General features: G+C 44.6%; 18 protein-coding genes. 11 read left to right on the top strand and 7 right to left on the bottom strand.

Annotation, left to right across the window (positions count from 1 at the left end; genetic code table 11):
• Positions 1-381 precede the first annotated feature (381 nt).
• On the top strand, positions 382-507 hold the full coding sequence (locus tag F6J90_RS02195; RefSeq protein WP_293090893.1) for a hypothetical protein: 126 nt from the start codon (positions 382-384) through the stop codon (positions 505-507).
• Here F6J90_RS02195 and F6J90_RS02200 read toward each other — a convergent pair.
• Positions 502-732 (bottom strand): hypothetical protein, encoded by a 231-nt coding sequence (locus tag F6J90_RS02200; RefSeq protein WP_293090894.1) that lies wholly within the window; start codon positions 730-732, stop codon positions 502-504. The two genes, F6J90_RS02195 and F6J90_RS02200, sit on opposite strands and share 6 nt — an antisense overlap.
• A gap of 144 nt (positions 733-876) precedes the next feature.
• Between F6J90_RS02200 and F6J90_RS02205 the strand changes: the two genes are divergently transcribed.
• The 4 genes from F6J90_RS02205 (at position 877) to cbiM (ending at position 3,356) form a co-directional block, all read left to right on the top strand.
• Positions 877-1,041, top strand: coding sequence for a hypothetical protein (locus tag F6J90_RS02205; protein ID WP_293090895.1), 165 nt, complete (start codon positions 877-879; stop codon positions 1,039-1,041).
• A gap of 70 nt (positions 1,042-1,111) precedes the next feature.
• Entirely contained in the window at positions 1,112-1,921 is an 810-nt protein-coding gene (locus tag F6J90_RS02210) for a DUF4382 domain-containing protein (RefSeq protein WP_293090896.1), read from the top strand.
• Positions 1,922-2,215: 294 nt separating this feature from the next.
• On the top strand, positions 2,216-2,692 hold the full coding sequence (locus tag F6J90_RS02215; RefSeq protein ID WP_293090897.1) for a carboxypeptidase-like regulatory domain-containing protein: 477 nt from the start codon (positions 2,216-2,218) through the stop codon (positions 2,690-2,692).
• The gene (gene cbiM / locus F6J90_RS02220) at positions 2,679-3,356 is read left to right on the top strand and encodes a cobalt transporter CbiM (protein WP_293090898.1); all 678 of its coding nucleotides are present in this window, start codon (positions 2,679-2,681) and stop codon (positions 3,354-3,356) included. The genes F6J90_RS02215 and cbiM overlap by 14 nt, the downstream gene beginning before the upstream one ends.
• A gap of 75 nt (positions 3,357-3,431) precedes the next feature.
• Here the strand turns inward: cbiM and psaK are convergent, their stop codons facing one another.
• Positions 3,432-3,722 (bottom strand): photosystem I reaction center subunit PsaK, encoded by a 291-nt coding sequence (gene psaK, locus F6J90_RS02225; protein WP_293023653.1) that lies wholly within the window; start codon positions 3,720-3,722, stop codon positions 3,432-3,434.
• A gap of 317 nt (positions 3,723-4,039) precedes the next feature.
• Between psaK and F6J90_RS02230 the strand changes: the two genes are divergently transcribed.
• Together F6J90_RS02230 and F6J90_RS02235 are read left to right on the top strand one after the other, a co-directional pair.
• A complete protein-coding gene (locus F6J90_RS02230; RefSeq protein ID WP_293090899.1) occupies positions 4,040-4,366 on the top strand; it encodes a TMEM165/GDT1 family protein in 327 nt (108 codons plus the stop codon).
• Between the two features lie 108 nt (positions 4,367-4,474).
• Complete coding sequence (locus tag F6J90_RS02235; protein WP_071107531.1) at positions 4,475-4,762, top strand: TMEM165/GDT1 family protein; 288 nt, start codon at positions 4,475-4,477, stop codon at positions 4,760-4,762.
• A 105-nt stretch (positions 4,763-4,867) separates the two neighbouring features.
• Here the strand turns inward: F6J90_RS02235 and F6J90_RS02240 are convergent, their stop codons facing one another.
• Positions 4,868-5,383, bottom strand: a complete 516-nt coding sequence (locus tag F6J90_RS02240) for a DUF4149 domain-containing protein (RefSeq protein ID WP_293090900.1) — start codon at positions 5,381-5,383, stop codon at positions 4,868-4,870.
• Positions 5,384-5,534: 151 nt separating this feature from the next.
• Entirely contained in the window at positions 5,535-6,722 is a 1,188-nt protein-coding gene (locus F6J90_RS02245) for a 1-acyl-sn-glycerol-3-phosphate acyltransferase (protein WP_293090901.1), read from the bottom strand.
• A gap of 566 nt (positions 6,723-7,288) precedes the next feature.
• On the opposite strand from F6J90_RS02245, the gene F6J90_RS02250 reads away from it, so the two are divergent.
• On the top strand, positions 7,289-8,668 hold the full coding sequence (locus F6J90_RS02250) for a transposase (RefSeq protein ID WP_293090902.1): 1,380 nt from the start codon (positions 7,289-7,291) through the stop codon (positions 8,666-8,668).
• A 144-nt stretch (positions 8,669-8,812) separates the two neighbouring features.
• Here the strand turns inward: F6J90_RS02250 and F6J90_RS02255 are convergent, their stop codons facing one another.
• Positions 8,813-8,941, bottom strand: a complete 129-nt coding sequence (locus F6J90_RS02255) for a hypothetical protein (RefSeq protein WP_293090903.1) — start codon at positions 8,939-8,941, stop codon at positions 8,813-8,815.
• Positions 8,942-9,128: 187 nt separating this feature from the next.
• Here F6J90_RS02255 and F6J90_RS02260 point away from each other — a divergent pair, with 187 nt between their 5' ends.
• Positions 9,129-9,926 carry a PhzF family phenazine biosynthesis protein gene (locus F6J90_RS02260; protein WP_293090904.1) on the top strand — a complete coding sequence of 266 codons (798 nt, stop codon included), beginning with the start codon at positions 9,129-9,131 and terminating at the stop codon, positions 9,924-9,926.
• A gap of 442 nt (positions 9,927-10,368) precedes the next feature.
• Here F6J90_RS02260 and F6J90_RS02265 read toward each other — a convergent pair whose 3' ends face one another.
• Positions 10,369-11,658 (bottom strand): quinone-dependent dihydroorotate dehydrogenase, encoded by a 1,290-nt coding sequence (locus F6J90_RS02265; protein WP_293090905.1) that lies wholly within the window; start codon positions 11,656-11,658, stop codon positions 10,369-10,371.
• 306 nt (positions 11,659-11,964) lie between these two features.
• A complete protein-coding gene (locus tag F6J90_RS02270; RefSeq protein WP_293090906.1) occupies positions 11,965-12,438 on the bottom strand; it encodes a Fur family transcriptional regulator in 474 nt (157 codons plus the stop codon).
• Positions 12,439-12,983: 545 nt separating this feature from the next.
• Here F6J90_RS02270 and F6J90_RS02275 point away from each other — a divergent pair.
• Together F6J90_RS02275 and F6J90_RS02280 are read left to right on the top strand one after the other, a co-directional pair.
• Positions 12,984-15,302, top strand: coding sequence for a S8 family serine peptidase (locus tag F6J90_RS02275; RefSeq protein ID WP_293090907.1), 2,319 nt, complete (start codon positions 12,984-12,986; stop codon positions 15,300-15,302).
• Positions 15,303-15,678: 376 nt separating this feature from the next.
• Positions 15,679-16,815 carry a hypothetical protein gene (locus tag F6J90_RS02280; RefSeq protein ID WP_293090908.1) on the top strand — a complete coding sequence of 379 codons (1,137 nt, stop codon included), beginning with the start codon at positions 15,679-15,681 and terminating at the stop codon, positions 16,813-16,815.
• Positions 16,816-16,936 lie beyond the last annotated feature (121 nt).

The raw sequence follows: 16,936 nt of genomic DNA on the forward strand, positions 1-16,936 counted from the left end.
GCAAACTAAATTCATTGATAATTTAACCTGTAATTAATTGCTTGGTTAGCAGGTTATTTAGCTAAGTAATCAGTCTACATTATTATTATAAAAATAGTCTACATATTTTTTTTATCAATGCTAAAATTTATGAAAGCTTCATGAACTTATAGCAACTAATTTGATGACCTTTAGATAGGCTACTTGGATCTATAAATAACAGAAAAAACCGCCAGATTTATATAAAAGTTATGTTAATCTTGAGTAAGATTCTGTGAAGTTAAACTCAAAACTGCTCAAAATAAACTGATAATATTATTTTTTTTTAAGAGACCTCAGCAATTTGTCGGAAAACCATCAGCTAAATTACTGAAAATAGTGATGGGTCCCGGGTGCGGGGGTGTGGGGAGAGAGGGGGAAGTGTGGGAAGTGTGGGAAGTGTGGGGAGAGAGGGAAGTGTGGGGAGAGAGGGAAGTGTGGGGAGAGAGGGGAGTGTGGGGAGAGGGGGGAGTGTGGGGAGACTCATAAGGGTAGGTTTTTTACATTTCGGTCGGGAATCGGGAATCGGGAATCGGGAATCGGGAATCGGGAATCGGGAATCGGGAATCGGGAATCGGGAATCGGGAATCGGGAATCGGGAATCGGGAATCGGGAATCGGGAACTTCCGATAAAAGAAGATTAGGAACAACAGCAGAGGATTTCTTGGCGTGATGAGAAATCACGATTGGGTTTGATGATATAGCAATTCTCATTTTGGTGAGGTACTTTGCTTATCCTTTTAAGGCAGATGGCAGAAGTCATAGGGCATTAATTTTGAAGCTCTTAAAGGCAATCAGCGCCAAGAAATCCTGTACCTCATCGGTATGATAAACGCGGGTATAGCGTTTGAGATACTTATGAGGTACATTCAATTTTCCCGCTTAGCCACTCCCGACTCCCGACTCCCGACTCCCGACTCCCGACTCCCGACTCCCGACTCCCTTAATGGAGTGTGGCGAGATGGGGGAGAGGGGCATTGCACATTACCCCAAAATTCAGTTTTATTAAGTTTTGTATACTAATTAAGGTAAAAGCGAAGGTAAAAGCGATCGCATAATCATGATCAAAAAGGTGCAAATATGGGTAAACATAATGGTTATAGCTGTCTTTTTCCTCTCAGGCTGTGGTGATGGTGACCCCAAGAGCGAGACTAAGCCTACAGCAGGGAATGGCAAGCTGCAATTTCGGGCTAACGGTGAAGACTTTGTCCGACAGGGCTTTGTTTCCAAAGACCGTTGGCAAATATCTTTCGATCGGGTTTACATCAACCTAGCGGACATGACAGCTTACCAAACTAACCCTCCCTTTAACCCCGATACAGTAAAGGAAATCTCAGTCCAAGAAAAAATTATCCTCCCCAATCCCAAAACCATCAATTTAGCGGAGGGGGGAGAGAATGCCGAGCCAATTCTGATTGCTGAGATAGCTGATGCGCCAACTGGTCATTACAATGCTCTTTCCTGGAAAATGGTCAAAGCCAAGATTGGTCCAGCGATGGGTCAAACCCTGGTGATGGGTGGTAAAGCCAGTAAGCAGGGACAAACCATTGATTTTGTGATCAAACTCGACCAAGAGATTGAATACCGGTGTGGTGAATTTATTGGTGATCAGCGCAAAGGGATTCTAGCCAAGGATGGGGAAGCTGATATAGAAGCTACCTTCCACTTCGATCACATTTTTGGCGATAGTGATGTGACCGCCAATGACCCCCTCAACACTGGTGCGATCGGATTTGAGCCATTAGCTGCACTCGCTAAGGACGGCAAGCTAGACGTGACAATGGCTCAGCTTCAATCAGGACTTCCAGCTCGCACCTATCAGCAGCTTACTCAAGAGATTCTGCCTAACCTAGGTCATGTCGGTGAAGGTCACTGTAAATCCACGCCAATTTCCAGGTCATGACTTACCCAACACCCTTACTCCAAACCCCAGAGCCTTTTAACCTAGAGTCCTTATCCAGACAAGGAAAAATCGAGGGGTAGTCCTATAAAAATCAAACCTGATCAGCTCTGACCCATCTAATTTGCATGACTCTTGAAGAGGGAGAGAGTGGGAGAGGGTCAGAGGGATTGAGGACTTTTCCCGTTCGCGTAGCGTGGCCAAAGGCCTTAAGTAGAAAATATGCCAATTAAATGCACACTAGCTTAACAGTCAACACTCAACAGTTAAGAATTAAGGATGAAGTGGAAAGGTTTGATGCTACTGAGCCTGGTGTCTGTCTTGAGTTGGTCAGTCAATGCTGAGGCTCACGGCACTAGGCTTGAATCTAAAACTATCGAGGCCATTGAGATTAATGCTAAATATGACACTGGTCAACCTATGTCCAATGCCCAAGTAACCATTTATGCTCCCAACAATCCTACCACCCCTTGGCAGACAGGGACTAGTGACACCAACGGCAGGTTTATCTTTGCTCCGGATTACGCTCAGCAAGGAAATTGGACAATTCAGGTGCGCCAAGCTGGTCACGGTGGCATGATTACTATTACTCTCGGTGAAGAGAATTCTGCTGTAGCGGGTCAGTCATCAGCAGCGGGTAACTCCCTAATGATCTCATCAACCAGTCCTAGTTACACCCCTGTTCAGAGAATGCTGATGGCAGCTGCTGGTGTCTGGGGATTTGTGGGTACAGCACTCTTTTTCTTAGGGAGGAAAACTAATGCACATTCCTGATGGTATTCTCCCTGCTTCTGTCTGTCTCGCTGGTTATGCAGCTACTGGTGGACTCACTTGGTATGCCCTACGTCGAATTGATCAACATAAAAACCCCCAGGAGGCAATTCCCAGAGCGTCCTTACTGACCGCTGCCTTTTTTGTAGCATCCTCAATTCACCTCCCCATCCCACCAGCAAGTGTCCATTTCGTTCTTAATGGCTTGTTAGGGGCAATTTTAGGTTATTATGCCATTCCTGCCATTCTGATTGGTTTGTTCTTTCAAGCAGTTATGTTCCAGCATGGTGGACTCTCCACCCTCGGGATAAATGCAGCCATGATGGGAGTATCAGCAATCTTGGCCTATCACCTGTTCCAATTGCGGCGGGTGTTTGGTAAAGGCAATCGAATTGTTACTGCTATCTTCAGCTTCTTGGCAGGTGCTGCTGGCTTGGGAGTGGCGACACTAATATTCTTCGTCCTAGTCATTACCAATATTCCTGCTAATTTTAATGTGGCAGCAGAACGGACAGCAATTTACGGGCTAATGGTTGCTCATATTCCCCTGATGGTGATCGAGGGGTCGTTTTCAGCGGCAGTCGTGTTATTTTTGCAGCGAGTTCAACCAGAATTGCTAGGGGAATTGGGAAGGGGAAGCAAATACGATATCAAAAGTCAAAAATGATTTTTGACTAATTGGGGCTTCTCCTACTGCCCCCTCTCCCCTCTCTTCCCCTGAAGCTAAGTCCTTTTTAAGACCTTACAAAACACCACTAGTGGCTAGACCTAAGATGACACCAGCCCCTAGGATGTGACCGAGGCTAGTAGTTGCCAAGAGTTCAGGGATACCAAAATTGGCAAACAGTCCAGAGGCACCGGGTAAAGCTGGGCCTTGACCGGGGTTTTTGATGGCAAAGCGACCAACAGTAATCGCAAACAGATTACACAAAATCATTACTATCCCCACTGTGGGACTCCACTCTGGGGTCACCGGAACAGAGGTTTCCACAGCAGCTAAGAAAATTGAGTTAATCAATGCAGTTTCTCCCATATTGATGAATTGATCAGCAATCAAAGCAACTAAGCAATCAGCAATCAGCAATCAGCAATCAGCTTTTGAATAAAATAGGTAAGCTTTGGCCTTGGCCAGAGGCCACGCTACGCGAACGTTTAATCTGAGTTACGGCTGACGGCTGACAGCTGACAGCTGAATGCTTACCAAAGCAATCATAAGAATTTTCGGGGAGAAAAATCTCAAGTTGTTTTAAGAATTTACATTTTCAGAGCGATCACAGCCTCATTAGTTATGTAAAGTTATGCAAATTTTGGTAAATTGTATAGAGTACCTATATCTTGAGCAGTTTTCCAGTGACTCAATCTGACCAGAGTCAGCCAGTAAAAGCAAACCAGATGGCTGTATGGGGAATCTTTAGTTCAACCTTCCTAACCATCTTTCTAGCGGAGATGGGCGACAAGACCCAACTGGCAACACTACTAATCAGTGCCGAATCCCAGTCTCCATTAATTGTGTTTGTTGGTGCTGCCGCAGCACTGATATCTACTAGTTTGCTAGGTGTACTTATTGGTCATTGGCTCGCTAAGCGCTTCTCCCCTGAGATGATGGATACTGCTGCCGGAACACTTTTACTGTTGATATCAGTTATGCTTCTGTGGGACGCAATTAAACTGAATTAGTTAATTAGTTAGAAGGTTGAAGGTTGAAGGTTGAAGGTTGAAGGTTGAAGGTTGAAGGTTGAAGGTTGGAGGTTCAAGGTTGAAGGTTAGACGCTTTAAGGTTAGACGATGGATTGGCAATTACTAGGACTAAGTTTCCTAACGGTATTTTTAGCTGAAATTGGAGACAAAAGCCAATTGGCTGCGATCGCACTCAGTGGTAGTCTCAATTCCCCCCGTACTGTGTTTTTTGGAACTATAGCGGCACTGATACTTGCTAGCTTTCTGGGTGTAGTAGCTGGGGGAGGGGTGGCTCATCTATTGCCTACTCGTCTACTTAAAGCGATCGCAGCCATTGGCTTTGCTCTGATGGCATTACGGCTATTGTGGCCTTCAGAAGGAACGGTGGAGGATTGATCCACCACCACCCCACCTCCCTTTCACCTGATTAACCTGACAATGACATCCACAAGATCCACGAGCATGAATTAGCCCTGGGGTTAAAGGGAGTGTGGAAGCAGGTCACGAACAGACCAATCTACGATAGTCTTGATAGCACCAGCTAAGTAGTGTAGTCCCTGCCATTAATTTGATTGCTTCTAGCAGCCAGTACCCTTCATGCATTTGCACCATTCCTGCTGGCATGCCACTCACTGGCTCTAGAAGATTCAGTTGTAGAGCCATGGCGCTCATCTGGGGTGTCATGATGTAGGTATAAATGATTGCGATCCCTAGCATGACCAGGGATAATAAAATAGACCAGCGTCTGACGTAATGATAAAGATTAGAACTACCACGCAGCACTAGGAGGCTGGCTAATATTAAAGCGCCACACAAAAGCTCAACACGATTAAAAGTCCAGAATATTGAATAGCCAGCTGTAGCAAAACTAGCTTGACTCATCATGCCAGCTGTAGACAGGCATGGCATGATCACAAAGTCTATAACCAAACTGCTACTCAGCCAAAACCCTAAAGCAAACATGGCAATGGTTCGCCAGCGGCTTTGCTGTGAATCCACGCCAAAAACAGCGTTCATAAAATTTCCTCTACTTTCTATCCTGCTCTTAGCTTAACCAATTGTTTTTGGAAAAAGTGTGAAGTATTTTTGCAAACAAAAGTATTTTTGCAAACAAATTTTAAATTAATTGTCAGGACTAATCTCAAATCCAGTTGACGTAAGCATATGCTTACGATAAATTGTCTTGAACTGTCTGTTGTAGTTGTTGGGTCAACATCTCCACTGTACCTGCTCGGTTTTGTCTGTAGGACTCAAAATACTCTTTGAGGTTTATGGGGTCTCCAATGCGGAGCATGGCTTTCCGGTGTCCTTTCGGCAAAGGTCGATCAAACTTAAACACTTCCCGCTCTAGTCGAGTCAGGGTATCCAAAAAACGCTCTGGGGTAGGGGAGGCCGCAACATAACCATCGTAAATTGCATCGAAGTTCAGTAGGCGGACAGTAGCTTGGTAAATTGATTCATAAGTCGTTTCATCAAATTGTTCTAACTCTTGAGCACGGGATTTTAAGACTGACTGAATTTTATACACTCGTTCTCGGATTGGTGTCATGGTTGCCGGTGTGATCTCTAGCTTCTGTTCACACTCACTCAACAGATGAGTTTTGAGCTGGTTAATCCGTTGGTTCCAATCCATCTGAGTGGTTTGGTCTAGATTAAGGTCGTATTCAGTCTCTAAGCGAAGAATTACTTGCTCAGCCACAGCCCGTAAACGCCCATAGAAGTTTGGTGCGATCGCATTAATGTTGAACGCCTTCTCTAGACGGGACAGGGTCTGATCAATCACTGGCTTCATGGAATCAGTGTAGTGGTACTTCAGACTTACCGGTACTAAATAGAGATTAGGAACAGGTTCACCCTGTTTGACCATTTGGTTCATTGCCTGTAGAGGCAGTTGAATAGCTCCCGTTCGGAAGGGCATAACCGTATCATTTTGATAAGAGCAGCCGCCTTCGGGGAAAATCACCAAATCACAACTCGGTTGCTTCAGTAACTTTAGGGTTTGGGCAATGCTGGCGCGATCGCCTAAACCCCGTCTAATCGAGTAGGCTCCGATCAGGGGCAGAAATTTTTCGCTCCATCCCCGGAAACTCTCGTAAGCCACAACATAGTGAAAGAGTTGCCCTAACCGAGTTGATAACAGAAACAGAACTATCCCATCATCAAGGGTAGGATGATTCGGGAGATAAACCACCCGTTCCTCTTCCAACCGAGCCAGTTTCTCTAGGTCCGTAGACTCAACCACTAACTTCAGTTGATAAAAATTATCGGCGAGTAGATCAGAAAAGCTTTGACAGAGGCGGGTTAATAGGGGATTGAGCCTAGGTGGATAGAATTGAGGGCTTGACAAAACAGACATAGCATGTATTCCAGGAGGAGATCGGAAGATTAGGGAGATGGAGAGATAATAAATACTAGTTTGACTTTAAATACTTGATTGTGCCATTGTGCATTGTGCAATTCTTCCCCACCTTTGCTAGCTTCGGGATCTTACTCCCTACACAAAAGAGAACGGGAGCGTGAGAGCCCCTGCCTTTTAAGGAGGGTTTGACCGTAAGACAGGCTCGCCTTATTCAATTAACTTAAACCTTTTACCCATAACCTGCCTCGGAAGTTACCGTAAGACAGGGTCGAGACGCGCCCCTTGAAGAGGGTAGCCAATAAGCGTCGGTAGGTTATGCAGAAAAGTTTCAAGTCTTTGTAATAAGGCTACCCTCTTCTACGGTAACTTCGTTCGCCTTATTTCATATAACTTAAACTTATGACTCACAGACTGTCGCTTATAAAGGCGAGTCTGTCATTGGTTTCGTCTTTGACGCTCATTGGCGAGCCTGTCATTGGTTTCGTCTCCAGGATGAAACGCGACGCGGCGGGTTTTAAACCGTCATCTCTCTTGTATAATAGAAAATAGGAGGTGATAATAATTTGTACAGAACAATCCCAGTCAGAGCATCATTTACTGACGAAGAAAAAGCGTTTTGGATTTTTCAATGTGAACAAGCCAATAGCTTGATCAACTCAGCAATTTATTACACCAGACAAGCTCATTACAGTAGGCTTGAGCAGCTAGAGGATGCATTTACCACTTATTGGCGTGGTGATGAATTACGTTACGGTTGGAAAATATACAATTGTAACATGACTTATCCAGAGCTTTGCAAAGCTCTCAAGGAAAGCCTAAATTACAAAGCAATGGCTGCACAGTCAGCGCAACAAACACTAAAAACAGTAGCTGAGTCAGTCAACAGTTATAACAAGTTAGTTAACCTTTATTATAAAGGGAAGGGAAACAGACCAAAATTAATCAGATATCGTAAGAAAGGAGGATTAGCAGCAGTAACTTTTCCTCGTCAAGCACTTAATTACAAAGATGGTTGGTTTGATCCGTCAATCAGTCGTGAAACCAAGGCTCATCTCCTGACTGAGATAACACTACAAATCCCTGATTTCATTGACTCGGATTGGGTTAAAGAGGTAACAATACGCCCTTACCTGGGTGAGCTATGGATTGATTGGGTAATTGATGACAACAAAGAGCCAATATCCAATAATCGCAACCTTGACTACAATCAAGCCTGGAGTTTTGATCATGGTGGAACAAACTGGCTAACTGGGGTTTCAACTCGTGGAAAAAGTCTGATCATTGATGGTCGAAAACTTAAGTCTATGAATCAGGGTTACGCCAGATTAGTCGGCAAGTATAAAACTGGAAAACCAGATTTATACTGGGACTCTAATCTAGATCGGGTACAACGAAAGCGTAACAATCAGATGCGAGATGCGATCAACAAGGCAGCCAGGTTTATTATAAACCGATGTCTTATTGATCGGATTGGAAATCTAATTATTGGTTGGAATGAGCGCCAAAAAGATTCATCAAATATGGGGAAGCGGGGTAACCAGAACTTTGTAGCTATCCCAACCAAAAGATTAATCAACAGACTCGAACAACTTTGCCCCGAGTATGGCATTAAACTAACAATCACTGAAGAGTCTTATACAAGCATTGCGTCTTACTTAGATGACGACAGCCTCCCAAAACATGGTGAAAAACCCGCAGGATGGACACCGTCAGGTAAGAGAGTCAGACGTGGAATGTACAAGACATCAATTGGTCACCTGGTTAATGCAGATTGTAATGGCTCTGCCAATATTGCCAGAAAAGTAGCCAGACAGTTAGAGATTAATCTGACCAAGCTGGGTAGGGAAGCATTGACACTTCCACACCGATATGACATTTTCAAGTCTCTGAAAAGATCATATCGAACAAGAAGCGAAAAGGCACGGTTTCAACCTGCCTTGTAGCAACATTGTAGAATCCCCCGTGTTTCAACCGGGGGAGATGTCAAGGTTTATATTTAGGTGTTGGACGTTTACAATTCTACTCTCCCGCCGGAGACAGGTTCAATTTGAGATAACATCTTCGTAAAATTGCTGGCATGTTAATTGTTATACCAAAGTGAACAGGGAACAGGGAACAGGGAGTAGGGAGTAGGGAGTAGCGATGCAGCGCTGTCTTGGGAAGGCAGCGCGGTCTTGGGGGTCCCCCCCATGAGCGACTGCCGTGGTTTCCCCCACTCGCTATTGCATCAAGACGGGAGTAGGGAAAAGGGAACAAAAATTCTCACAATTCCTACACGGATTGGTATAGTTAATTGTTAATTTTAAATGGTTAATGATTAAGTGACACTTAACAATTTCAAATTAACACAATCAACCATTTGAAAAGTAATTAACTAAACTTGATTTAACCTTTTGCCTGATTATGGGACAAACCATTATTCAAGTAGACGCTTTCACCAGTAAACCCTTTACAGGAAATCCTGCTGCTATCTGTGTTTTACCAACTGCCCAAGATGGCAGCTGGATGCAAAACGTAGCCCAAGAGATGAATTTATCTGAAACCGCATTTCTACTCAAGCAAGACGATGGTTTCAATTTGCGTTGGTTTACACCAACAGTGGAAGTCCCCTTATGCGGTCACGCCACCCTAGCTAGTGCTCATGTTCTCTGGTCAGAGGGACATGTGTCTCCTGATCAAATGATTCGGTTCTATACCAAGAGTGGATTGCTGATGGCTCAGCGCCAGGGTGAGTGGATTCAACTAGATTTCCCGGTGAATCCCTCAGAAGTTATCAGTACTCCAGAACAACTCAGCCAAACCTTAGGTGTACCCATCAAGTGGGTTGGGAAAAATTCCCTAGGCTATTTGGTCGAGGTAGAGTCGGAAGAGTTAGTCAAGCAGATGCAGCCCAATTTTCAACTGATGACAACTTTACCTCTGTCTGCGGTAATTGTGACTAGTTGGGCTGACAGTGATTCAGAATACGACTTTGTTTCCCGATTCTTTGCCCCCAGATTGGGAATTGATGAAGACCCAGTTACAGGTTCTGCCCATTGTTGTCTCGCTCCCTTCTGGCGCGAACGCAATAGTAAAGATGAGTTCTTAGCCTACCAAGCCTCCTCTCGGGGTGGTGTAGTCAAGGTAAACTATACCGGTAGCGATCGCGTTTTTCTGAGTGGACAAGCTGTTACTATCCTGCGCTCAGAATTGCTAATCTGAATTTTTGAATTAAGAATTAAGAATTAAGAATTAAGAATTAAGAATTAAGAATTAAGAATTAAGAATGTAGAATGTAGAATTAAGAATTAAGAATGTAGAATTAAGAATGTAGAATGTAGAATGTAGAATTAAGAATGTAGAATTAAGAATGTAGAATTAAGAATTAAGAATTAAGAATTAAGAATTAAGAATTAAGAATTAAGAATTAAGAATTAAGAATTAAGAATTAAGAATTAAGAATTAAGAATTAAGAATTAAGAATTAAGAATTAAGAATTAAGAATGTAGAATGTAGAATTAAGAATGTAGAATTATACATTCGGCCTTCTAAATTCGGCCTTCTAGATTTTGCATTCTGACAGACAACCTTGGCCAAAAGGCCACGCTACGCGAACAACCTTAAACCTTAAACCTTAAACCTTAAACCTTCAACTACACCACCTTCAACCAGACCCAGAACCAACTGCCTCAGAAATTGAACTGATGCCTCTTTCCTCCAACTTCTGCAACAGCCCTTGCAGAATCTGCCTTACCATCCATGGACCGTTATAAATCCAACCTGTGTAAACCTGAATTAGACTAGCACCTGCAGTAATCTTCTCCCAAGCATCCTCCGCCGTAAAAATCCCTCCAACCCCTATAATCGGTAAGGTTCCTTGAGTTTCCTGCCAGATAAACCGAATTACATCTGTAGAACGTTGACGCAAAGGAGCTCCACTAATCCCCCCAGCTTCTTCCGTTACCGGTTTGCCCGTTGCCGCAATCCGTTGTGTTTTCAGCAGATCCCGACGGATGGTAGTGTTAGTGGCAATAATCCCAGCTAACCCATAGGTTTGGGCAAGCTCAAGCACATCTGCGATCGCATTCCACTCTAAATCCGGGGCAATCTTGACCAGAATCGGCTTTTGGGAAAGGTTTTGCTGTTGCAGAGCATCTAAGATCAGACTAAGTTGACTGGCATCCTGAAGCGATCGCAATCCTGGTGTATTTGGTGAACTCACATTGACCACAAAGTAATCCCCCAATTCCCTCAACAGGCCAAAACTCGACCGATAGTCATCTGCTGCTTCTGCTAGGGGTGTTACTTTAGATTTACCTAGATTAATGCCAATCGGAATAGTTAAACCTGAAGCTTGGATCCGGTTTTCCCTTCCGGTAGGTTGTTCGCCCTTGGGGTTCGACAAGGGTAGGTTCTTTTCTAAACCTGTAACCTGCAACCTGTTAACCTTCAACGGTGGTTGTACCTGTAACCTGTTAACCTTCAACGGTGGTTGTACCTGTAACCTGTTAACCTTCAACTGTTCTAATCGAGCAGCCATTGCTGTAGCCCCAAGATTATTAAATCCCATCCGATTCAGAGCAGCTTTGTCTTCTACCAAGCGAAATAGACGAGGACGAGGATTTCCCGGTTGACCATGAAAGGTTACAGTACCGAGTTCAGCAAAGCCAAACCCTAAGCTTCCCCAAATTCCAGCAGCCACACCATCTTTATCAAATCCTGCTGCTAAACCCATAGGGTTGGGGAAGTTTACTCCCCAGAGAGTTTGTTCGAGGCGAGCATCATTTAGGCAAAACCTTTGCTGTAATTGACCCTTAACCCAGTGACCTAGAGTAGATTCCTGATTCGATGACAGCCAGCTCAATAGCGCTAGAGTTCTATTGTGTAACCATTCTGGATCTGTCTTCAACCCAGAAAAGAGAATTGGACGAATGGTAGATTGGTAAATATCCATCGTAATGAGTCGGTCAGTAGCTCAATGGGTCAGTAGGTCAGCGGGTCAGTAGATCAGTGCTGAACAAAATACTCCACCATCTGCCTAGTTCTTAATTAACAACTGTGGATTTACTTCAATTTTCAATTTCCCCATTCAACCGTAATATTTTGATTCATTCTTTGATTGATTAGTTGCGTTATCGGCAAACCCTAACAAAAGTCCGTTGTTTCGGTAACTAAAATGACATTTTGATCACTGAGGTAAAGTCAATTTTCGCAACCCCTACTCCCTACTCCCTACTCCCTACTCCCTACTCCCTACTCCCTACTCCCTCAAACCACCCGACGGGGAGTTAGGTGATGGCTGCTGACGGTAACCATAAAAATCAATCCGATATTCCGTAATCTTTACACCAGTTTGTTCCTCAATTTGCTTGAGCAAGTCTTCCGGTAGTTCTACATAAACATCAAGAATCTGGTTTGTATCCAGGCAATTGACATGGCTATGAGTATCGCTGATATTGCCGTACAAACGTCCATCCGAGCGCTCAATACATTCAATAATACCTTGACTGGATAGGGCATCTAAATTCTGGTAAACAGAAGTATGACCAATAACTTTTCCTTGTTGATTCAATCGGTCATAAATGTCTCGCGCTGACAGATGGTCTTTAGCTTCCCATAACAGTTCTAGAATGAAGCGACGTTGACGACTCAGACGCATACCCAGGGTCTGACACTTGTCGATTGCATCTTCTAGTGAACGAATTGGTTTAGCAGCTGCCGCTTCTTGTTGCATGACATGAGTTGATGAGTTTAACGAAAAGGAATCCCTTTCAATTTATTTATAGCTCAGGCAGTTATTCACTTAACCCAGGACAAGGCTCTCCTGTGATCGGAAGCAACGGTAAAGGGTAAACGGGGAATCCTTTCTGTTCCCAAGTTCCCTATTCTCAAGTTTCTCCTTGACCTTGAATGCCCCTGTTTAAATTAATTTTAAGTTAAATTTGCTAGCCCTAAGCCTTATATCCTATATTTTACTACAAAATCCTGAACTACCCCACCCTACCATCTAGATGTGCTCTGCTTAGCCATCGGACAAGATCCAGGTGTCTTGACTAAGCCATTGCTCTTCACAGCAGCTAGTGCAGCAATGCAGCTGAGCTATAACGGAAGTATATCACCTTTAAAAAAACTTTGAGAAAAAATCTGGAATTCCTCAGGGTCAATGGGTAGTTGACTGTATTGCTCAGAAACACTCACATCAACCGGATCCTGAAACAAAAGCTAAGACAGACTCCTCTCTATCGAGCCAATTATAAAACATAATCAGGAATTAGCACAATGGAAAACACAGAAAGTCAAGAACCAATGGTTCCAGGTATGACCAATGGTGGAGCAACTACCAATGGCATGTCCCTAGGGGAAATGGCTGATGACCAGATGTCATCTTTTGATATGAATGCTGTATCCAGTCAAGGAAATATACCCACAACAGTGCCAATGAGTTCATCTGCCCCAGATAGTCCTATGGAGAATGTGCTGGTAGAAATGCGAGCACCTAAGGGTCAAGGGGCTAACGTGTTTTTATACATGGCAGGAAGTTTCAGGGTTCCTAGCTTCCAAATCGATTATGACTACGAGCCAGTATCGATGAATCCTGAGACACCGGAACTGGCCATGCAACTTCAAGCATCTAATGAAGAGGTAATCGTTGTCAAGGGCAAAGTTGCTCAAAACCAAATCGCCGCCCTGGAAGCCCAACCTAATGTAATCAAAGTCTGGCCAGACACCCCGATCGAACCCTTCAGTACTACCACCCTACAGCAAGAGTATCCGATGGTAGAACCAATGGCAGGGTTTGGTAGCTGTCCTATTGGTTCTTGTGACTGTAGGCCTGGTGTGGCTAAGGGAACTATGGCTGACGTAGCCAAGTATCTTGGGGTTGATCAAATTCACGCTGCTGGTTATAAAGGTCAAGGGATTGTTGTTGGTGTTGTTGATGGTGGGATTACAGCAGCTGGTCGTCCTGTGCGTCCCGGAGAACCCTCCAAGCGGATTCCCAATGTCATTGGCGGCTACCACCGCAGCGTGGAATGGGGGACTCAAGCTCGCAGCTGGGGCGAACATGGCAATATGTGCGCTACAGATGTGTTGGGTATGGCTCCAGAAGCCAAACTCTATGACTTTCCACTAGTAGGGAATGCCATCTCTAACGGCCTGGCTGCCTTCAATTGGGCAATCAAGCAGCATAAAATTGACGGCACACCTCACATTCTCACCAATAGCTGGGGAATTTACCAGGAACAGTGGGATAAGACTTATGCCAGAAATCCAAACCATCCCTTCACCCGCAAAGTTGTGGAAGCCATCAATCAAGGAATTCTAGTTCTGTTTGCCGCTGGTAACTGTGGTGGAACCTGTCCTGATGGTCGTTGTGCCTCAGATTTCGGTCCTGGTAAAAGTATTTGGGGCGCAAATGGTCATCCCCTAGTGATGACAGTGGGTGCAGTTAACAAGAATGAACAGTTTGTCGGCTATAGCAGCCAAGGACCAGCGGCTTTGTCCCCCCAAAAGCCTGACTTCTGTTCCATCACCCACTTCCGGGGTTACTTCCCCTGTGATAACGGTACCTCCGCTGCCACACCCATTGCTGCTGGAGTAGTAGCCTTGCTCAAGCAAGCCAAGCCGAGCCTAACTCAGGAGGAGGTTAAGAAACTCCTGGAGAGTACTGCTAAAAATATTGGTTCTCAGGGATGGGATCAGCATTCCGGTGCTGGCATTATTCAGCCCAAGGTAGCTTTTGACAAAATCAAAACTCCCCCCCCTCGCCCTCGCCCTCGCCCCAGTGGCGGTACATGGAGTGACTGGGAAAATTTAGGCGGCTATGGCCTATATAGTCCAGCGGCTGCTTCCTGGGGACCTAACCGCATTGACACCTTTGTGATTGGTACTGACCACGCTATGTATCACAAGTGGTGGGATGGCTCGGCTTGGCGCGGCTGGGAAAACTTAGGGGGTTACATTATTTCTGCACCCGCAGCGGTTTCTTGGGGAAATAACCGCATTGACACCTTTGTGGTTGGTAGCAATAATGCCCTGTACCGCAAGTGGTGGGATGGCTCGGCTTGGCGCGGTTGGGAAAATCTAGAGGGCTACTGCTTGTATGCTCCAGCGGCTGCTTCCTGGGGACCTAACCGGCTTGACACTTTTGTCATTGGTACTGACCACGCCGTCTACCACAAGTGGTGGGATGGCTCGGCTTGGCGCGGCTGGGAAAACTTAGGAGGCTACTCTATTTCTGCACCCGCAGCAGTGTCTTGGGGTCCAAACCATATCGCTATCTTTACCATTGGTCGCGATCGCGCTCTATACTACAAGACCTGGAATGGTTCCATTTGGAGTCCATGGGAAAAACTGGGAGGCTACTGTCAATATGGTATAGCTGCTGTGTCCAGGGGAGTCAACCAGCTCGATTGTTTCGTGATTGGCTCCATGGGCAAGGTCTATTGCCGTTCCTGGGATGGTTCTGCCTGGAAAAATTGGAAAAACCTAGGTGGTTACAGCATTGCTGGGCTAGCAGCAGCATCTTGGGGACCTGACCGCCTTGATGTTTTTGTCCCCGCTGGTGATCATGCTCTCCACCACAAGTGGATGGGTTGAGGTAAACATTACTGATTAAGGAATTCAAGGTAAAGAATTCAAGGCAAAGGGCAAAGGGCATCCCTGGAAAAGGATATCATTTTTTATGGCAAGTTTGCCCTTGTCATTCTTGTATGATTGCCCTTTTCCTTTCCTAATCAAACAGCATCAAACCTGCTCTGAATTCCGGTTAATCAATTATTATAATGTTAATTATTACTTAAAATTTAAGTAATAATTAATACTTTTTAATTAACATAGCAATCCTCAATTAATTGTGATAATTTTTGTTCCCTGCTCCCTGTTCCCTGTTCCCTATTCCCTGTTCCCTTTACTACACTTTTAATGTAACAATTAACCAATACCCAATAATTATAATTATTCAAGCCAACTTTAGATGATGGAAAGCACAGACTTGATCAATCAAAACCCAAGGTCGCCGATTCTCGTAAAAATGCCTGGAGAAGATGGGTCAACTGGGTCAACTATTGATCAAAGTATGCCAACAGAGGTAGCGATTGAGCATGGTGTGAATACCTTGGTTAATGACGTAGTGGATCAAGCCTTAGTGCAGGTTCAAAGTAACCAAGAACTGCAATTAGTGCGGGAAAAGGTTGCTACGGTGATGGGAGATACCCTTAAGGAAATAGCTGCTGAACACCCTCAGTGTCAAAGCCCACTGGCAACAGGTGTTAGCCCAATGAATATTAATACTAATAATAGTGCAGTTGAGTGTGGTATCAGTGGGGCAAAGCAGGTTCAAGAGCTAGGCTTTACTGAGTTTACTGCTGGGCTGATCAACAGTACTTTCGACGCTATCATTGGTGCAACTATCAAGCAGATGGAAGCCTATCGCGAACTTGTAGCCAATCTCGCTAAAACTCTGGCTCAGTTCCAGGCTGAGAATGTCTCTGATGCCCAAATTACTGACCATCTTGCCCAACGCTACCCTGATGGTCAGGGGGGAACAGTTGTGCGTCCCAACTATACCTTTAAAACTATCCCTGCTGACCCCAACACTGGTACTCAAGAAAAGCCAGCCAATCACCTCTTAAGGCAGGTCGCTCAAGCTCTAGAAGCTGAAACCATCAATCTGACCAATCCTCTGATACTTACCATCCAAGAGAATCAGGAGAGATTCTTCACTAGCCAAGTCCAAGATATTCGCTCGAAAATTGGTGAGTTACTAGCAACTAATATGATAGAGCATCTGCGGGCAATAGCACGGGAAGGAATGGCACGGATTGTAGTAACTGATGGGGAAATTCTCTCGAAGCTCACCTTCAATGTGACTGCTACTGAGGAACAAACAACAGGAAAAAACCAGTATCAGCGTCAACAAACCAACCCTTACATCAGAGGTCGTGCGGTCGCGGGATGGGGTGTTTCTGCTGGTGCTAGTCACAATAAACTCACCGTTAAGCCAGTGAATGAGAGTTCATTTGATGGGGTGACTATGAGTAAAGAAATTATTGGTCAGGTTAAGATTCGCTTTAAGACTGACACATTTCCACCAGTGGACAGGAATAGATAATATCGAGTTCGGTTGACTACTCATCAGTCTTGGATGTTCATTAATTAACAATTAACAATTATCCCTATTTTCCGGATTTTTGCCTTAATTCGGATATAATCTGTCATGGTTTCCCGAATAT

This window comes from Moorena sp. SIOASIH (assembly GCF_010671925.1).
Classification (GTDB): Bacteria; Cyanobacteriota; Cyanobacteriia; order Cyanobacteriales; family Coleofasciculaceae; genus Moorena.

Excerpts from the sequence above, each read along its gene's own strand:
- F6J90_RS02275 (WP_293090907.1), top strand. The coding sequence starts at position 12,984 with ATGGAAAACACAGAAAGTCAAGAACCAATGGTTCCAGGTATGACCAAT.
- F6J90_RS02270 (WP_293090906.1), bottom strand. The coding sequence starts at position 12,438 with ATGCAACAAGAAGCGGCAGCTGCTAAACCAATTCGTTCACTAGAAGAT.
- F6J90_RS02210 (WP_293090896.1), top strand. The coding sequence starts at position 1,112 with ATGGTTATAGCTGTCTTTTTCCTCTCAGGCTGTGGTGATGGTGACCCC.
- F6J90_RS02260 (WP_293090904.1), top strand. The coding sequence starts at position 9,129 with ATGGGACAAACCATTATTCAAGTAGACGCTTTCACCAGTAAACCCTTT.
- F6J90_RS02280 (WP_293090908.1), top strand. The coding sequence starts at position 15,679 with ATGATGGAAAGCACAGACTTGATCAATCAAAACCCAAGGTCGCCGATT.
- F6J90_RS02215 (WP_293090897.1), top strand. The coding sequence starts at position 2,216 with ATGCTACTGAGCCTGGTGTCTGTCTTGAGTTGGTCAGTCAATGCTGAG.
- F6J90_RS02200 (WP_293090894.1), bottom strand. The coding sequence starts at position 732 with ATGAGAATTGCTATATCATCAAACCCAATCGTGATTTCTCATCACGCC.
- cbiM (WP_293090898.1), top strand. The coding sequence starts at position 2,679 with ATGCACATTCCTGATGGTATTCTCCCTGCTTCTGTCTGTCTCGCTGGT.
- F6J90_RS02205 (WP_293090895.1), top strand. The coding sequence starts at position 877 with ATGAGGTACATTCAATTTTCCCGCTTAGCCACTCCCGACTCCCGACTC.
- F6J90_RS02240 (WP_293090900.1), bottom strand. The coding sequence starts at position 5,383 with ATGAACGCTGTTTTTGGCGTGGATTCACAGCAAAGCCGCTGGCGAACC.
- F6J90_RS02235 (WP_071107531.1), top strand. The coding sequence starts at position 4,475 with ATGGATTGGCAATTACTAGGACTAAGTTTCCTAACGGTATTTTTAGCT.
- F6J90_RS02245 (WP_293090901.1), bottom strand. The coding sequence starts at position 6,722 with ATGTCTGTTTTGTCAAGCCCTCAATTCTATCCACCTAGGCTCAATCCC.
- F6J90_RS02265 (WP_293090905.1), bottom strand. The coding sequence starts at position 11,658 with ATGGATATTTACCAATCTACCATTCGTCCAATTCTCTTTTCTGGGTTG.
- psaK (WP_293023653.1), bottom strand. The coding sequence starts at position 3,722 with ATGGGAGAAACTGCATTGATTAACTCAATTTTCTTAGCTGCTGTGGAA.